Origin of the sequence: Paenibacillus sp. FSL K6-1566 (assembly GCF_038050475.1) — a bacterium.
In the GTDB taxonomy this organism is placed as follows: Bacteria; Bacillota; Bacilli; order Paenibacillales; family Paenibacillaceae; genus Paenibacillus_AQ; species Paenibacillus_AQ lactis.
On the sequence record NZ_JBBOSR010000001.1, the window covers coordinates 576,332 to 592,724 of the forward strand.

The following is a 16,393-nucleotide window of genomic DNA, read 5'->3' on the forward strand; positions in this document are numbered from 1 at the left end:
CTTCATATAAGAGAAAGGAACGTTATCCTTGACGAAGCCAAAAATTACGATGCAGGATATCGCAGACCGGTTGAATATCTCGAAAAATTCAGTTTCCCAGGCCTTGTCCGGCAAGGCGGGGGTAAGCGAGGAAACGCGCAGGCTGATCTTCCGGACGGCGGATGAACTGGGTTACGTGTATACGGGGAGCCGGAAGCGGAGCGCAGGTCAGGCGGAACAGACGGGAGGAACCGGCAGCATTGCGCTTGTTGCGACGGACTTTGCCTTTTCCATGAGAGGTTTCTTCGGGGAAATCTACTTGACGATCGAGAAGGAAGTGCAGAAGAGGGGCAAAAGCTTGCAGATTCAATCGATATCCAAGCAAATGATGGACGAAGAGGCGCTGCCGGCCTTCATTGAACAACGGGAAGTCGACGGCATTCTCATCCTCTCCCACTTGAGCACCGACTATATGAATAAGCTGGTAGACACCGGCATTCCTACGGTGCTGATCGATCATCATCATCCCGACGTGCACGCGGACGCCATTTTGACGAACAACCGCTTTAGCGCTTACCGGGCCGTGAAGTACCTGTCTGAGCTGGGGCATTCCCGAATGGGCTTTATCGGAAACACCTCCTTTTCGCCGAGTTATTACGAGCGGCTCGAGGGCTTCCATCTTGCCCACCATGAGCTTGGGCTGATCGTGAATCCGGAGTGGATCGTTTCGGACGCGCTGGAGGACCCGGAGTTCTTGGAGAAGCGGATCGGGGCGATGGGGGAACAGCCGACCGCTTGGTTTTGCGTCAATGACGGTCTCGGCTTCATCGTGAATTCGACCGTTCAGAATATGGGTTATCAGGTTCCGACGGATATATCCATCGTCAGCTTCGATAACGGGCAGCTGTCCAGGCTCGCAACGCCGAAAACGACTACGATGGCCGTCGATCTGGCGCTATTCGGTCAGACCGCGATCCGGCAGCTGTTCTGGCGGATGGAGCAGCCGGAGGCCCCGTATATGGAGCTGCTGCTGCCTACGACGCTGATTGAGCGCGATTCCACGTCATCTCCCCGTGCGTAAGCAGGATCAAGCGATAATGTACGGCGCTTGCGAATGACCTAAAGCTCACCGGGGCGGAAATGCACGACACTTACGGAACGACCTAAAGCGTCACCGGGACGAAAAATGCCGGATAATCAGACCAAAGAGCCTCCTCTCTCGGATCCCAGCATGCGAGAGAGGAGGCTCTTTTGAATCTTTCGTTATTATATAAGGAAACATCGAATGGTGTCGAAATTTTCGGATGTTGTAGGCATGGCCCTTACGGCCTCCATGGTTCGATTCACCGGGAAGCCTTGCAATTACGACCTTCGCACACGCTTCGGGACAGGCACCTCTTTACGGCCCTGCTTCATCGGCGCTTGGCATAGCGGGCATGCCTTGCCCTCAGAACCCCGGGAGCCGCGGACAGGAGCTTGCCCGGCAGGCTGGATCCGCTGCCAGCCCTTGCAGCCCGCTCCCGTGCACAGCCATACGTTGACGGTTTCCATTTCAACGGGCGGCTGGGGCTCCCGTCGCTCCGGGTTAACCGTACCGGGAACTGTTACCGGAATCGGCTTCCGCTTATGCTCCCGTGATGCTCTGTCGGAGCCGCCGCCTGCCGTCCGCGTTGACACGGGCCGTCCCGAAGATGCCGGCCTGCGGGCTGTCTCAAAGCCATTTCCGCGGGTTCTCCGGGCTTCGGCCGCTTCCGAAGCGTTCCCGCGTGCTTGTTCGCGCTGCTCTTCCGTAAGGAAGACGTCCCGGAAGAAGCGCGACACGTCGGTTTTACGCCCGCGATAGTAAGCCGGTGAGCTTATGATGAGCTCATCCCGGGCTCTGGTGATCGCCACGTAAGCCAGCCGGCGCTCCTCCTCCAGCGCATCCAGTGCCTTATCTTCCTTGTCCGACAACGGATGGTGATCGTCCAAATGCTCGGCGAGGAGCGAAGAGGAATGGGGTAAAATGCCCTCGCTTGCCCCGATCAGGCAGACCGAAGGGAATTCCAGCCCCTTCGATTTATGAATCGTCATCAGCCGGATCGCATCCGCTTCCTCGTCCCGCTTCATTGCCGCCATCTCCCGATGGATATCAATGAGACGGTCCACGAAGCCGACGAACTCGGCAACCTCTTTGAACCGCTTGGCTGAGGCCTCCAGCTCATCAAGCCCTTCCTGAATCAGCTCCTTATGCAGCGTCAGCTCCTGCCGCTCATCCGCCTCCAGGAACTTGTCATAGAAGCGCCGCCGGATCTCTTGAATGGCCGATACCGGCTCCATGGCCTGCAGCCCTTTAATCAGCTTGGAGCGTTCCCGGATTTGCTCGACCTGAAAGTCTTTCAGGCCGGGATAGCTCAGCAGATGGGCAAGAGGTCCCTTCTTGGGACGGGGCGCATCCTTCTCCCGGATAAAGGCCATGCCTTTGTCCCGGTTCACATACAAGGTATGGAGCATTCCCTCCATAGCGTTAAAATTGCGGCGGTCCAGCGACAGGCGCAGATGGTCCATCACCGGCTTGACGACCCATTGCTCGTAGAACAGCTCGCCATTTTCATAATGAATGAACGGAATTTCCCGCATCACCAGCTGTTCAAATATGGCTCTGCTATTGCTGGCGGTCCGGTATAAAATCGCATAATCCCGATAGGACCTGCCGCGCTCCCGGATCTCTTCCGTAATATGGTTCAGCAGCAGCTCGGCTTCTTGGTCAGGGTCGCCGGGACGCAAGTACAGCGGCACGCTGCCGCTCTTGCGGGTGGATCGCAGCTGCTTGGGACGGCGCCGCTGGTTGACCCGGATGATTTCATTGCCGAGCCCGACGATCGAGGAGAGGGAGCGGTAATTGATATCCAGGGTGATGATTTTCGCATCGGGGTAGGTCTGATCGAATTCAAGAATAAACTCGTTTCGGGCGCCATTGAAGCCGTAGATCGTCTGATCGTCATCGCCGACCACCATGAGGTTGCGGTGCGGGGCGACGATTAGCTTCAGAAGCTCATACGGCAGCAGCCCGGTGTCTTGAAATTCATCGACCATGACATACCGGTAACGCCTTTGCAGCGAGGCCAGCAATGCCGGCTCGGTTGTAAGCAGACGATGCGACAGCACCAGGATATCGTCAAAATCCATCTGGTCGTGCGCTTCCTTCCACGCCTCGTAGCGGGCGAAGATTTCGCGCTGCTCCACTTCCGCCGGCGTGCTGCCGGGCAGCTCATTCATCCCGGTCATGTTCATCCGGTAAGCGGACCATAGCGAGAGCAGCGTTTCAGCCTCATAGCGGTCCTGCAGTCCCATTTCCCGGAGTATGCGCTTGATGATGAATTGCTGATGCCTTGCGTTTCCCAGAATTTCCTGGCGATACCCTCGCGTGCGGAGCAGATACAGGAAGAAGGAGTGGAATGTTCTTGCCGTCACTTTGGCCGCTTCTCCGGCTCTCAGCCCGGGAAGCGCCATGATGCGTTCCTTCATCTCGGCCGCGGCCTTGGATGAGAACGTAACGAGCAGGATGGAGGCCGGGGCGGCCCTGCGGCAGGCGATCAGGTAGCCGGTGCGGCTGACCAGCACGGACGTCTTGCCGGAGCCTGCTCCGGCAAGGGTAAGCAGCGGGCCCTGCGTATGCCGTACGGCCTGGATCTGGGCGCGGTTCAAGAATAGACCCTGCGATTCCAATCCGCGAAAAAAAGCCGCGTCCGGCGCATCGTGGGCCACCAGATCCCGGCTGTTTTCCAAGGTGGCCAGCTTTGCCAAGGGAACATCCAAGCGGTTCGTGCCGAACGGGCGTTTATAAAAAGGTATGCTAACGGTTGAGGTTGTCATAAGCTTCACCAATCATTTCGTCATCCGATATTTGGGGTCCGATTCAGCAATCGGAGTTAAAAAACATGCCTATCCAGTTTACCGGATTCGCGGAAATCTGGCAAAGCTCCAAACCAACCGTAGGAACAAGGTGTTTTATTTATTAAAGGCAGCTTTGGGTGAACCATACTTTAACGTTAGGGGGTGATGTTGTGCTGGCTATTATCGTCATCCTTCAGCTTGTCATGATTGCTATACTACTGAATATGAATGGCAAGCTTAAGCCTCGCGATTATATCGCGGAAGCACTGGAGCGGGATCGCAAAGCGAGAGAAGAGCGGGAGAGGAAGCAGCGGATGGAGCAGTTGGCTTCGGAAAACGAGCTGCAGTAAGGGTAGGGCGTTCTCCGTCAAATGATAGATGTTACCACTGCATGTCCGGATCCAGCACTTTCACCGTACCATCCTTCAAGGCGGCTTCCAGCAGCTCGTTTCGAAGCGCCTGGCCGGTGGCGATCACGTCCCGTCCGTCCTCCTTCTGCTTGGCGACCAGCGCGCTCACCAATTTCTCTTTGGATAATTGCTCTTGATAAAACGGTGCGGCGTATTCCTCCCAGTATGTTTCCTCGTTAACCTTCAGCTCATCGATAAACTTAGCATGCTGCTCCTGCACATCGGACGGCTGCTCCTGTAGTGTCTTCCGCATCCGCTCAGCCTCCCGAACCCCTTCCTCACGGGTTGCAGTCAGCCCTTGTGCATCAGCCAAATACAGCATCAACTGGTCGATGGCAAGCTCTTTCACAAGCGTGGGGTCATCAGCCGGGGTAGCCGAAGTAAACTGCATATGTTCTTTATATCGGATGAGATCAGCCTCCGTAATGAAAACGGGCCCGATCTGAACCAGCGGTTGTCCGGAAGCATTCTCCACAGCTCCACGCCCTCGCAGCTCCGCAGGATTCGAGCGATCGCCAAAGTAAAGAATCAGGCTGACGATAAGCACGCAGGCAGCAGCAATGCCGAGGAGCATCATGGATTTTCGTTGTAATTTCATAGAAGACCATCCTCCTTTATAAGTAGTCGTCAGATCGTCAGATTGTCTTTACCTTTATAGACGTTTAAAGCCGACAAAAGGTTATCGAGAAAATTACTCTTTTAGAAGAAAATGTAAGGGAAATTGTACCCGCACATAAAAAAGCCTGAAGGCACTTGTCGATTATCATCCGTGCTTTCAGGCTGAGTATGAAATATTTATAGGTCCTTGCCTGCCGGATGCGGGGCGGGGACGATCCGGCGGATCATCTGTCTTACGGCCGTATGTTCTACGACCGCAGTAGGCGGGTCTTATGCGCGTATATAATGGCTTTGTCCGCCAGAAACCCGACATACAGCAGCAGGAACACCGCATATGGGAAGCCGGTGCCGTCGAGGCTTGGGACGAGCCATTCCGCCGTAATGAAATACAGGAGCGTAAGCAGCACGGGAAGCTGCCGCTTCAGCCGGTATTTCCATACCGACCAGATTACGCCGCTTACCCCGGCGTAGAGAAGCACCAGCCGGACGGCGTCGAGGGCGGACTGCACGACTCTGCGTGCCTCTTCGTTGCCGAGTGCGGCGGCATATTTGGAGGTCCGGCCTTCGAATATGCTCCGGTACAGATGCACCAGCGGGTTGCCCTCGATGTATCTGGAGTCCAGCCATAAGGATGCTAGATTCCACGGGCCCGGCAGGTAGGTCGCCAGCCGGTTGAAGAGGGGGATGTTAAGCCACCACGGCGAGAGGATCAGCAAATAACCAGCCATAACGAGCAGGGTTCCGCCGGCGATGATGCTTGCCGGGCTGCGGTACTTGATCCAGAACGGAATGAATAGGAGCGGATACAGCAGCGCCTGAAGATTGTAGCACGCCATAATCGCTGTGAGCGCCCCTGCAGCGGCGTACCAGCCGGCCTGCTTCAGCTCGAGCGCGCCGATGACGGCACAGACGAGAAGCAGCATCAGCATCTGCATCGTCGTATCCGGCAGGATCAGCCGTACGGCCCCGTAAGCCGGCCAGAATAGGGCATAGATGAAGCAGCACAGAAAAGCGATCCGCGGATTAAACATATACCGTGACAGCACGAACACCAGATAGACAGAGAACGCATGGAAGATGCACTGGAGAAGCTGATAAATGATTAGCGCCGCATCCATGCTTCCGAGCAGCCCGATCAGTCCGGCCATCATAAGCGGTACGCCGGGCATGACGCCCGAAGCCTCCTCGGGGGCAGGCCCCGGATCGCTGATCAAGGCCGCACTGTCGATATATTTCTGTTCGATGGCGGCGGTAATGCCTTGAGAGGCTTCATGGCCGCCGGCTATCACCAGCAGGCATGAAAGGGCCAGAACGGCTCCGATCAGTGACAGCAGCATCCTCCGCGTCAGGCGGTTCAATGTCCAGATGGAAAACAACAGGTCCAACTCCACTCTTTTATAATCTCTAGGGCGTTTGCCAATAATCTATCCTCCTCTATATTAAAGAAAAAAGACGGAAATAAAAAGGCTCCGCCAGAACGGAGCCCGCATGTTAAGGGAGAGAGGGGGAAGACGATGGTTCGTTTACCGGCCTAAAAGCCGCTGTGATACTTGCCTGGACTGGAGGATTGGTCCTTGGATGTGCCGTCCCGCCGTTTCTCCTCCCGGCGCTCCAATGCAGCATCCTCCATCGGAATCGGATCGACATGACGCTCGCTTTCGAACTTGTCGAACAAGCTCTCTTCTTCCGTCGGATATTGCTCAGGATGGTCCATATGGCCCGGACCGTGATCAAGGGGAAGCTCCTTTTTGCGATCAGCCATGAAACTCACCTCATTCTTTGTTGGGATACTACCTTTTACCATTTTTCAAGGCATATCAAACATCAAATCAGGGAGAATCAAGCTAAAGAGTCGCCTTGTCCGTCGTTATGTTAATTGGTTTCCAGACCTGCAGCGGGCTGCTGCTGCCCTGCGATCTTGTCCACAATGTAGAGGATGAAAACTTCAACAAGATCGGGGTCGAATTGCGTTCCGGCGCAGCGGCGGAGTTCGTCAATACCCTCCTCGAACGTTTTGGTTTTTTGATAGGGCCGTTCCGTTGTCATCGCATCGAAGGAATCGATAATGGTAAGCATCCGGCACAGCTTCGGAATTTGGCTTCCCTTGAATCCGTGCGGGTAACCGCCGCCGTCATACCGTTCGTGATGCAGCTCTATATACGGAACGAGCTCCTTGAATTTCTCGTTCGTTTCGGCGATGCGCTTGCCCCAGCTGACATGCCTTTTCACGGTTTCCCATTCACTTGCCGTAAGCTTGTCCCGTTTATTGAGGATTCCCCATGGAATTTCGAGCTTACCGATATCGTGGATGAGCGCTCCAAGCACGAAATTGCGGCGCTCGACACTGTCGAGGCCAAGCACCTCGCTCATATCCATCGCGTAGCGGAATACCCGTTTCGAGTGCTTGAACGTATCCACATCCTTGTAAAGAAACAGCTTCAACTGCTGCTCGATATCCCGCGCATCCTCCGCAAAGTCGATCTCGAATTCCTTCTTCTCGCCGCTTCCGTACACATGGACATTGTTCTTGCCCTGTTTTTTGGCGTAATACAGTGCCTGATCGGCCTGCTCGACCAGCTGCGATTTATCGTGGATATCCATCCGGTATGGAGCGATCCCGGAGGAAAAGGAGAGGCAGCCGGACGGGAAGATTTCCACGCCGTCGAAATACGAATCATTCAATTTTTTGCGGAGCCTGTTGATGAATACCTCGGCTTTGCTTTCGTCATACCCTGGCATAAGCAGCGTAAACTCCTCGCCGCCGAACCGGGACGCCACAACTCCGGCCGCCTGGGCCTCAACCTTCAGATAATTTCCGAGAAAGCCGAGCAGCATGTCGCCCTTCAAATGTCCGAACTGATCATTGTATTTCTTGAAATCATCAATATCGATCATCGCCAAAGACAAAGGAGATTGACTGGCCTTCGCTTTTTTGATCTCGTCTTCGAGCAGGCTCTCGAAATAGCTGTGGTTATACAATCCTGTCCGCTGGTCCTTGATGGCCTTCTCCTGAACCTCGTTGTACATCAGGAACAGCTGCTTGAAGGAATACGAGAGCATGACGCTGAGCCCGATGAACAGCGTGAGCCCGAAGACGCCGTTATGTACGATCAGAACGGATAGAACCAGGGAAAGGATCAGTGTGCTCAAGTAGACCAGCAGCGTATCCTTGATAAAGGATTTGAGAATATCATATAGAGAGCCTCTGTACAGTAAATAATAATAGAATCCGAGCAGAAGCACATTAATGATGAAATAGATGAGAAGGGCTGCCAGATAAGCGCCGAAATGATTGTTGAGAATAGGCCCTGTCTGCCCTCCGGCGGCTTTGAACACCAAAGAGGAGCCGACGATCATAAGGGTGTATATGCAGAAGTTAACAAAATGCTTCCAGAACGGCACCTTCCTGTCATAGAGAGCGATTGCGATTGTATTAAACAGGATGACAGAGAGAGCGAACGGAGCGCCATAAATAAATATGCACGCCAAATAAACGGAGGAATCCATTGATTGCAAGTTGCCTTCAGGAGGGAGCTGGAAGGTGAAATAATTCAATATCAGCGCGGCGCCTAACATGGCATAAACCCATACCCACTGCGAAGGAGCGTAATTTAAAAATTCTCCTTGATGTACGATCATAAAGGTTATACAGCCCATCAGTGAAATAAACACAAAGTACAGCTGTCCTGATAGCTCTCTGGAGATCTGAGCGCGCTTGAATAGGGACATAATGGTTTCTCCTCAATAAAGCATGTTGTTTTCTACACATTTTAAGATATATTGCAGGGCAAAACAACGAAAAAGATGTAAAAAAACAGGCTGAAAATTCCAGCCTGTTTTTTGTGAGATGCTTATTATCCCAATCTGTAACCGGAAGTCAGGGCGACAACAACGGAAGCAACGATGATCGCATTCAGCACGATGCGGGAATACTTGATTTTATCAGTTTTCTTCATAGTTCTCCCTCCTTTCCAGGTAGTTTGATGTATGATTAATTTTGCGGTTCCACATGTTCAGGCTTGCCTTGCTTGCGCATGATGTTCTTAACGGCGGTATTCTTACCGGAAGTCATGAGATGAACGATGTAGAAGAATATTCCGATATTCATGATAATATCGCCGATGCTGATAACCTGTGTTCTCGGATATGGCGGAGATAATGGAATGATGTCGCCGAGGAATGCAAGACGCGTTGATGCATCCATCAAGTAATGCTTGGTTGTCGCCGTCGCATCCATGAGCATGTCCACATAGACAGGATCCAGGACAGATGCGGCGCTCATTGACACCGGCATTCTGCCGCCGTTGACGGCCATGACGAGGAAGTTAAGGAACACCCCTGCCAGTATGCTGCCGAAGCCCTTCTGATCCCGGTTCATCCATAGGAAAATCATGCCTGCAACGTAGATGAGCATAAATATATATCCGCTCGCGTCTGCCAACCAACCGATATTCTCTTGAAAGCGGAATATGAGCAGCTGCACAATCAGGAGGATCGGGAATATAAGGCCGCCCTTCAGGCGAATCTTGCTGAATTGCTGCAGTCCGTGACGGAAACCGCCCCGAATCAGTCCGACAAGTATCCCTAATATAATACCGTCAAATACCATGATCGAATTCCTACTTTCATCATTCATTACTTCCGTAATAAGAGAGTTCGACACTCGATTGGTAATTCCTGCAACAATATTCAAATTTTATGGAAAAAATTTTGAGGATGCTGGGGAGATGTTGTCCGAAATTGTATGAATTGCAATTAAAGCGTTGATATTGTTTTCATTATAGCAAAATTAAAGGATAAATCTTCCTACTTTTTTCGTGTTTTTATTGCAGAAACATGCGTAATCATGGACTTTACATACCTACCGGGGGTATAGTACAGTGAAGATGTGTAAGATGAAACGATCGATAGGAGGAGGAGCATCATGAAACAAGTGACATTAACCGTAGAAGGCATGTCCTGCAATCATTGCGTAAATTCGGTTGAAGGCGCGCTGAAGAATGCCGGAGCTTCGGGAACCGTAGATCTTGCATCAGGCACCGTAAGCATTGAATATGATGATTCCAAGGTAAGCCTTGACGCGCTGAAGGAAGCCATCGAAGATCAGGGATACGACGTCGTTTCTTAAGGGAAGGCAATGGAATAATCCGTAGGCTGTCAGCTTCGGGCTGAATAGAAACCGGCTGCTATCTCGCCATAGCACGCCGGTTTTTTTGCGGTGCTTCCCTTCGTATGCTGGCGGGGCGCGGAAGCTTGCGGCTCCAAGTCCAAAGTTACATAATAGATTGAAAGTACCACGCAAGGGGATAATGACTTTTGGTACAACTATGCATGGCAAGTCGGTCCGAGCGATCAGCTTTCGTGCGGGTGCGCCATCATGGTTGGAGCATTTGCCGGGAGGATAGTATAACCCATATTACAAATACCTAGGAGTGAGAATAGATGATGAACGATACGTTGTCCTTGTTAATGAATCATCGATCGATTCGGAAGTTCACGGACGAGCCTGTGACGGAGGAGCAGCTGAAGACGATTGTGGCGGCCGGGCAGATGGCATCCACGTCCAGCAATGTCCAGGCTTACAGCATTATCGCGATTACCGATTCGGAGAAGAAGAGAAGATTGGCGGAATTAGCGGGAAATCAGGCGTATATTGTGGAATGTCCCGTATTTCTCGTATGGTGCGCGGATCTGTACCGGCTGAAAAAAATAACTGAGCCCCATGTCGGCGACCAGCCGACGTATGAGGATTCGACCGAAAACTTCATCGTTGCGACGGTAGACGCTGCGCTCTCTGCGCAGAATGCCGCCATCGCCGCGGAATCGCTCGGACTCGGCATCGTTTATATCGGCGGGATCCGCAACAGGATTGCCGAATTTGCCGAAGCGCTCGATTTGCCGGAGCTGGTCTATCCCGTATTCGGCATGTGTCTCGGCCATCCGGACCAGCAGCCGGGCCTCCGCCCGCGTCTCCCCGTGGAAGCGGTGCTGCACCGGGAAAGCTACGACCGGGCGACAATTGAAGAAGCGAAGCGATATGACCAAATCTCCGCCGAATACCTGTCCAAGCGGACGAACGGCAAGAATCGCACGCCTTGGTCGGAGCTGATGGGCAAGCGCCTCGCCGAGCCGGTGAGACTGCATATGAAGGAATTCCTGGAGGGGAAGGGCTTCATGAAGCGGTAGGCGAGCGGCAGAATGGGAAGGCCCATGCCCGGCAACGCACACGTTGCTTCCAATATGAAACAACATGTTTACGAAGGCAAAATAAAGCCGCAGGTTGATTGCTGATTGAACTGTGACCCGATTTGTGGACAGTTTGAAATAAACCGCCTAGAGCTTAGCTAGCAAGCAGATGACCTCTGAATTCATCGGGGGTCATCTTTTTTAATGTCCACTGGTATCGTTCTGAGTTGTAGTAGCTTATGTACTCCTTCACTCGCACCCTCACTTCATCAATAGTTTGGCAATCGCTAAAATCAACGTCGTCTTTCAAGTGACCGAAGAATGATTCCATCGGGGCGTTGTCCCAGCAATTGCCTTTGCGCGACATCGACTGCTTAAATCCTGCCTTAGCAATGAGAAGACGGGTTTTAGGATGCGTGTAGTGCATCCCTTGGTCGGAGTGCAGAATCGCTTCTGGATGAATGTTTCCATCTAATCGCTCTAAAAGACGCTGTAGCGTCCGCTCGACAATTGGAAGCTCGAGTGTTGCTGCCACGCTGTCGGCAAGGATCTGCCTGGTCGCCCCGTCCTTCACGCAGGAAAGGTATGCCCAGTGTCCGCTTCCATAGCGCAAATAAGTGATGTCAGTGAGAAACACTTTCTCAGGTTCGCCTTGGTCAAACTTTCGCTCCAGCAGGTTCGGACACGTCTTGTGCTCTTGAGTTGCCTTAGCCATCTTGCGGTAGGGGTTCGCCTGACGGATTACGGCTACCAAGCCTGCCTTTTTCATAAGCCGGCGAATCTTCTTGTGGTTCATGACAACGCCGCTTATCTGTTCCAGCCGCATCTTAATCACAAGCGCACCTGCTTTGCCGCGGAGCGCGTCAAAGTGCTGCTTGATGAGAAGGATGTCCTGCTCGTCGGCGGCAGCACGAAGTTGACGATCTTCTTCCGTCCCCAGCCACCTGTAATAGCCGCTTGGACTTACTTCCACGAGCTCGCATAGATAGCGTGTCATTCGTTTCAGGCCATATGCCCGAATGGTGCGATTTATGATCTCATAGCGCTCGGAGGGCGTCAGCGTTTCTTCTTCTGCCGATCGAGCGCTTCGAGCTTTTTTAGCATGTCCACTTGAGCTTCAAGCAGTTTGATCTGGGCCTTAGCCCGTTTCAATTCTTCTTCGGCTGACAACTGACCAGTTGGCTTGCGCCCTGTACTGCCCTTACCGCGCCGCTCTGTAGCCAAACCTTCCTCACCGTACAGTTCGAAGGTTTCACGCCACCGTTTTAAGCTGTCCTTGGGCTTCTTATGACCAATAACGTCCAGGTCGAAGCCGGCACGAATAAAGATTTCTGAAGGTGTCTGCCCCTGCTTGTAGGCTTTCAGCGCCTCCAGCTTGAATGCAGGTGTGTATGTAATGGCCGCCTCGGTCACATGGTGTACGTTTGGATTCTCCTCCAGCTTCCTCATTTGCTCCTCGGTAAAGAGCACCCGTTTCAACTTCCCCATTCTCGTATCACTCCTCGTCACATACCTTGATTAAAACACAAATGACCCACAAGAAGTCACTTTTTTCAAAGTGTCCATCTTATGGGTCACAGTTCAGATGCAGCCAACCTGCGGTTTTTTCATTCTGCTCCAGTCGAGGAGGGGGTTCTTGTACAATTACACTAATTGGCGGAGCCCTGCTGGCGGTATTGGCCGGGCGTCACGCCTTCGAGCTTCTTGAACATTCGGTTGAAGTACGAGGGCTGGTACCCCGCGGCCTCCGCGATTTCATGAATCCGCAGGTCGGTCGTGAGCAGGAGCTCTTTACAGCGGTTCATGCGCACGGTTGTCAGATAGTCCACATAGTTCGTGCCCGTCATCTGCTTAAACGCCTTGCTTAGCTGAGATACGCTGACGCCGGCTTCCATGGCGATCGTATCCAGGGACAGATCCTGCATCCCGTTCTGTTCGATTTGCTCAAGCACGTGTTCCACCAGGGATTTCATGGAGCTGTTGAAATTCTTCTTCAGCTGATCGAGATAGGGCTCGATAATCTCCCTTTGGAACCAGTCCACGCAAGCTTTGGAATCGCGGAGCAGGGACAGCTGCTCCTGCAGATTGGAGAAGTCGTACACCTGGTAAGGGTTCAGTCCGGCCTGCAGCATGGAGCGATGAACGCTGGTAAGCAGCCGCATCAGTCCATGATGGACATGCCATTCCGAGCCGCCTCCCGCCTGAAGGGCCGTGACGAACCGGCTTAGGGACCGCCGTGCATTGTCGTGCAGCCCCAAATTCAAGGCATGAATGAACTCCTGCTCCAGCTCCAGCGGAAAGTCGACCCAGTCATTTTTCTGGGACAGCACCGTTTCGGCCTCAAGCACCTGACTGCCGGCATCGAAGGAGCGGTAATGCAGCGCCCGCTTGGCCTGCTCCAGCAGATGGGGAACATCGGTCCATTTCCGGCTCGGCCCCCCAAGCACAAGGGTTGCCGTCATGCGCAGCGTATCCCGCAGGGCGCGCATGATCTGATCGCACAATGATTTGATGATGTCGGCACGCCCGTCATCTGCATCGGAGGAGGCCGGGACGATCAGGATGACGCCGAAGGAGCCGTCAAAGAAGTTGATCGGATGAACGTAGGCCTTCAAATCCTCCGCCAGCTCTTGAATGACATTCAGGGCGGCGTAGGTAAGGAGATGCTCATCATTTTCCGTTAACGGTGTCCGGTCTTCCCCGTGCGTATGCTGCTGAAGGACAATGGCCGCAAACTGCTTGTCGGTAATATCGAGCTCCATTTCCTGCAGCTTTGCCGCGTATTCGCTCTCGGTCAGATGGGCAGCCTGTCCGCTCAGAAATTGATTGATATAAGCCTCGCGAATCGCCGGCAGCGATTGGCTCCACTGGCTCTGCAGCGTGGAATGGGAGAACCGGTACTGCTTCCACTCATTTTCTATGTAATCGAGCTCATTATACCTTGCGCCGGGCTTGGCTTTATCGCTGCCGATCATATGGAGCATTTTCCGGATTGGACGGTACATGCTCTTGGACGCATACCAGCTTATTGCCAAGGAAGCCGCGAGCGCAAAAGCAAAGCAGATCAGAATGATATGCGTGTACGGTTTTGTCGGTGCGATGATTGCCGATTGCGGCGTGCCGGATACATAGGTCCATTGCCGCTGCATCTTTTCAAATTGAACGGTATTTACAAGCAATACATCCTGTGGGATCCGAACCTTCATCCGCAGCTGATTGGAGGTCTGGACGTCTTCGCGTCCGCGCAGCATCAACTGCTCCCGGATCGCTTGCATCGCCTCCGGCATTTGGCTGCTCATCCCGGACTCCCCGATCACATGGCCCTGGTCATCCAGCAGGAAGGATACATTCTCGCTATTGCGGATAACGTGCAGCTTCGATGGGTCAATGTAAATGACGATGGCCCCGTACGGCGTATGGCCGTTGAACGGAAGCCTCATCACGAGCGCATGGGTGGAGCCCCCTTTGTTGAAAGGACGCTCAAGATCATGCACCCAGAACATATCGGCATCCCCGTCCATCAGACTCTTGAAGCTGGCCGCATCCTTTTCCCGGTCCAGCGATCGGAGGCCGAGATCAGGCTCCATGATTTTATTTTGCTTTTTGATATAGAGGTATACCTGGTCGACAAGAGGATCGGCATTCTCCACCAGGTTCAACGTATTGAACAGCTCGTCCGTCTCTTCAATATTCGATACAAAATCCATATCTGACAAGGAAGGCTTAAAGTGGGGCTTCACCACCATATTGAGCGCATATTGGACCAGCTGCGTGAACTGCTCGTCCACTTGCCTCGCAGCGTCGACCAAGGTTTCCTCGTTCCGCTGTTGATATTGATTGATCATATGCTGATTCCCTACATACAGATAAACGGCCGTTATGGCCGAGATGGGAAGGCATGTTAAGAGCACGGCAAGCGCTATGCTTCTCCAATACATAATTCCTTTGAAATCGGTTTCAAGATTTCTTGCCCTCATTGCATGAACCCCCTGGTTGGTTATAAACGAAATCAAAGGCTTGGTCGAAGTAAGCCGGGATGGATTAAGTATTATCATAACGAATGAGCGGTGCAGTGAAAAGGTCGTATCTGCCTAAATCACCTCCAGGAAAAAAAGTGCAAGAGAAGGAAATGGACAAGCCAAACCACTTGACGTATCAAGCTTTGCGCGGATGCTGCATCGATTGGAACGAGGGGGAGGGCCGGCGGAAAAAAAGTGAAATTGCAGGGAATGTTGGAACCGTTTACATTTAGAATGCGTTCCAAATGAACGGCAGATCGAAACGAGATGACGAGGCTGAAAGCGAGGGAATAACGATGAAAGAACTGGAGACCGTTCAGATCGAACCGAAGAACAGGGGAGCAAGCAGGAAAGCTCCCACTTCCGGGAAGTCCAAAACGAAGTGGGGACGGCTATGGGCGGATGTAGCGCGCGATAAATATTTGTATGTCCTGGCCTTGCCGGGCCTTATCTTTTTTATCATTTTCAAATACGTTCCGATTACGAATCTCGTCATTGCCTTCCAGGAGTATTCGCCGTACTTCGGGGTGCTGGGGAGCCCTTGGGTAGGCTTTGAGCATTTCATCCGCTTTTTCTCCAACAATGATTTCTGGATGCTGCTGCGCAATACGCTTGCGATTAGCTTCCTGAGCTTGATTTTCTTTTTTCCGGCGCCGATCATACTGGCTCTGATGCTGAATGAGGTTCGAAGCTCCCTTTATAAACGAACTATCCAATCGTTAGTGTATATTCCGCACTTTTTGTCATGGGTGCTGATCTATGGCCTGACTTATCTGATGTTCTCGCAATCCGAGGGCTTGGTCAACAAGTGGTTCATGTCCATGAATTGGGAGACGGTCGATATTCTCTCCAATCCGAACTATTTCTGGGCCATGCTTACGGCACAGTCCATTTGGAAAGAGGTCGGGTGGGGAACGATTATATTCCTTGCGGCCATCGCCGGCGTTGATCCTCAATTGTATGAAGCGGCCGTCATGGACGGCGCGGGGCGCTTTAGACGAATGTGGCATGTTACGCTGCCGGCCATGCGCAATGTGATTATGATCCTGCTCATACTCCGCCTGGGAACGATCCTCGATACGGGATTCGAGCAGATTTATCTGATGATGAATGCGCCTGTCACCCAGGTGGCCGAAGTGTTCGACACTTATGTTTACAGGGTGGGGATCCGGCAGGGAGAGTTCAGCTACAGCACGGCTATCGGATTGTTTAAATCGATCGTCGGCGTCATTATGGTCGTCACCGCCAACCGGTTGGCCAGACGATACGGCCAGGAAAGCTTGTACTAGAACATCGACGAAGACA

The 16,393-nt window shown here is 52.7% G+C and carries 14 protein-coding genes; 5 read left to right on the top strand and 9 right to left on the bottom strand.

All coding sequences use genetic code 11. The features are described from left to right. The first annotated feature begins 28 nt into the window (after window positions 1-28). Window positions 29-1,060 (top strand): LacI family DNA-binding transcriptional regulator, encoded by a 1,032-nt coding sequence (locus tag NST08_RS02515; protein ID WP_245255846.1) that lies wholly within the window; start codon window positions 29-31, stop codon window positions 1,058-1,060. Between the two features lie 281 nt (window positions 1,061-1,341). On the opposite strand, the gene NST08_RS02520 is transcribed toward NST08_RS02515, so the two are convergent. Beyond that, the gene (locus NST08_RS02520; protein WP_210094227.1) at window positions 1,342-3,834 is read right to left on the bottom strand and encodes a UvrD-helicase domain-containing protein; all 2,493 of its coding nucleotides are present in this window, start codon (window positions 3,832-3,834) and stop codon (window positions 1,342-1,344) included. A 191-nt stretch (window positions 3,835-4,025) separates the two neighbouring features. Between NST08_RS02520 and NST08_RS02525 the strand changes: the two genes are divergently transcribed. Then, window positions 4,026-4,205, top strand: a complete 180-nt coding sequence (locus NST08_RS02525; RefSeq protein ID WP_210094226.1) for a hypothetical protein — start codon at window positions 4,026-4,028, stop codon at window positions 4,203-4,205. A 31-nt stretch (window positions 4,206-4,236) separates the two neighbouring features. Here the strand turns inward: NST08_RS02525 and NST08_RS02530 are convergent, their stop codons facing one another. The 5 genes from NST08_RS02530 to NST08_RS02550 form a co-directional block, all read right to left on the bottom strand. After that, complete coding sequence (locus tag NST08_RS02530) at window positions 4,237-4,863, bottom strand: hypothetical protein (protein WP_210094225.1); 627 nt, start codon at window positions 4,861-4,863, stop codon at window positions 4,237-4,239. Window positions 4,864-5,131: 268 nt separating this feature from the next. Beyond that, complete coding sequence (locus NST08_RS02535) at window positions 5,132-6,259, bottom strand: ArnT family glycosyltransferase (protein WP_144867117.1); 1,128 nt, start codon at window positions 6,257-6,259, stop codon at window positions 5,132-5,134. Between the two features lie 155 nt (window positions 6,260-6,414). Beyond that, window positions 6,415-6,645, bottom strand: coding sequence for a hypothetical protein (locus NST08_RS02540; protein WP_007130540.1), 231 nt, complete (start codon window positions 6,643-6,645; stop codon window positions 6,415-6,417). Between the two features lie 110 nt (window positions 6,646-6,755). Then, a complete protein-coding gene (locus NST08_RS02545) occupies window positions 6,756-8,612 on the bottom strand; it encodes a bifunctional diguanylate cyclase/phosphohydrolase (RefSeq protein ID WP_144867119.1) in 1,857 nt (618 codons plus the stop codon). Between the two features lie 262 nt (window positions 8,613-8,874). Beyond that, entirely contained in the window at window positions 8,875-9,492 is a 618-nt protein-coding gene (locus NST08_RS02550) for a DUF5317 domain-containing protein (protein ID WP_210094224.1), read from the bottom strand. Window positions 9,493-9,807: 315 nt separating this feature from the next. Here NST08_RS02550 and NST08_RS02555 point away from each other — a divergent pair, with 315 nt between their 5' ends. Both NST08_RS02555 and nfsA read left to right on the top strand, forming a co-directional pair. Further along, window positions 9,808-10,011 (top strand): cation transporter, encoded by a 204-nt coding sequence (locus NST08_RS02555; RefSeq protein WP_007130536.1) that lies wholly within the window; start codon window positions 9,808-9,810, stop codon window positions 10,009-10,011. Window positions 10,012-10,328: 317 nt separating this feature from the next. After that, window positions 10,329-11,069 (top strand): oxygen-insensitive NADPH nitroreductase, encoded by a 741-nt coding sequence (nfsA, locus tag NST08_RS02560; protein ID WP_210094351.1) that lies wholly within the window; start codon window positions 10,329-10,331, stop codon window positions 11,067-11,069. 154 nt (window positions 11,070-11,223) lie between these two features. On the opposite strand, the gene NST08_RS02565 is transcribed toward nfsA, so the two are convergent. The 3 genes from NST08_RS02565 to NST08_RS02575 all read right to left on the bottom strand — a co-directional run bounded on the left by NST08_RS02565 (window position 11,224) and on the right by NST08_RS02575 (window position 15,046). After that, window positions 11,224-12,129, bottom strand: coding sequence for an IS3 family transposase (locus NST08_RS02565; RefSeq protein ID WP_341035036.1), 906 nt, complete (start codon window positions 12,127-12,129; stop codon window positions 11,224-11,226). Continuing rightward, a complete protein-coding gene (locus NST08_RS02570; protein ID WP_007127449.1) occupies window positions 12,126-12,557 on the bottom strand; it encodes an HTH domain-containing protein in 432 nt (143 codons plus the stop codon). Before NST08_RS02570 ends, NST08_RS02565 begins: the two co-directional genes overlap by 4 nt. Window positions 12,558-12,718: 161 nt before the next feature. Beyond that, window positions 12,719-15,046, bottom strand: a complete 2,328-nt coding sequence (locus NST08_RS02575) for a helix-turn-helix domain-containing protein (protein ID WP_251536044.1) — start codon at window positions 15,044-15,046, stop codon at window positions 12,719-12,721. A 338-nt stretch (window positions 15,047-15,384) separates the two neighbouring features. Here NST08_RS02575 and NST08_RS02580 point away from each other — a divergent pair, with 338 nt between their 5' ends. Next, the gene (locus NST08_RS02580; protein WP_373872009.1) at window positions 15,385-16,377 is read left to right on the top strand and encodes an ABC transporter permease; all 993 of its coding nucleotides are present in this window, start codon (window positions 15,385-15,387) and stop codon (window positions 16,375-16,377) included. Window positions 16,378-16,393: the final 16 nt, after the last annotated feature.

Coding starts and splice junctions, on each gene's coding strand:
- NST08_RS02520 (WP_210094227.1), bottom strand. CDS start 3,834: ATGACAACCTCAACCGTTAGCATACCTTTTTATAAACGCCCGTTCGGC.
- NST08_RS02530 (WP_210094225.1), bottom strand. CDS start 4,863: ATGAAATTACAACGAAAATCCATGATGCTCCTCGGCATTGCTGCTGCC.
- NST08_RS02540 (WP_007130540.1), bottom strand. CDS start 6,645: ATGGCTGATCGCAAAAAGGAGCTTCCCCTTGATCACGGTCCGGGCCAT.
- NST08_RS02545 (WP_144867119.1), bottom strand. CDS start 8,612: ATGTCCCTATTCAAGCGCGCTCAGATCTCCAGAGAGCTATCAGGACAG.
- NST08_RS02550 (WP_210094224.1), bottom strand. CDS start 9,492: ATGGTATTTGACGGTATTATATTAGGGATACTTGTCGGACTGATTCGG.
- NST08_RS02555 (WP_007130536.1), top strand. CDS start 9,808: ATGAAACAAGTGACATTAACCGTAGAAGGCATGTCCTGCAATCATTGC.
- nfsA (WP_210094351.1), top strand. CDS start 10,329: ATGAACGATACGTTGTCCTTGTTAATGAATCATCGATCGATTCGGAAG.
- NST08_RS02570 (WP_007127449.1), bottom strand. CDS start 12,557: ATGGGGAAGTTGAAACGGGTGCTCTTTACCGAGGAGCAAATGAGGAAG.
- NST08_RS02575 (WP_251536044.1), bottom strand. CDS start 15,046: ATGAGGGCAAGAAATCTTGAAACCGATTTCAAAGGAATTATGTATTGG.
- NST08_RS02580 (WP_373872009.1), top strand. CDS start 15,385: ATGAAAGAACTGGAGACCGTTCAGATCGAACCGAAGAACAGGGGAGCA.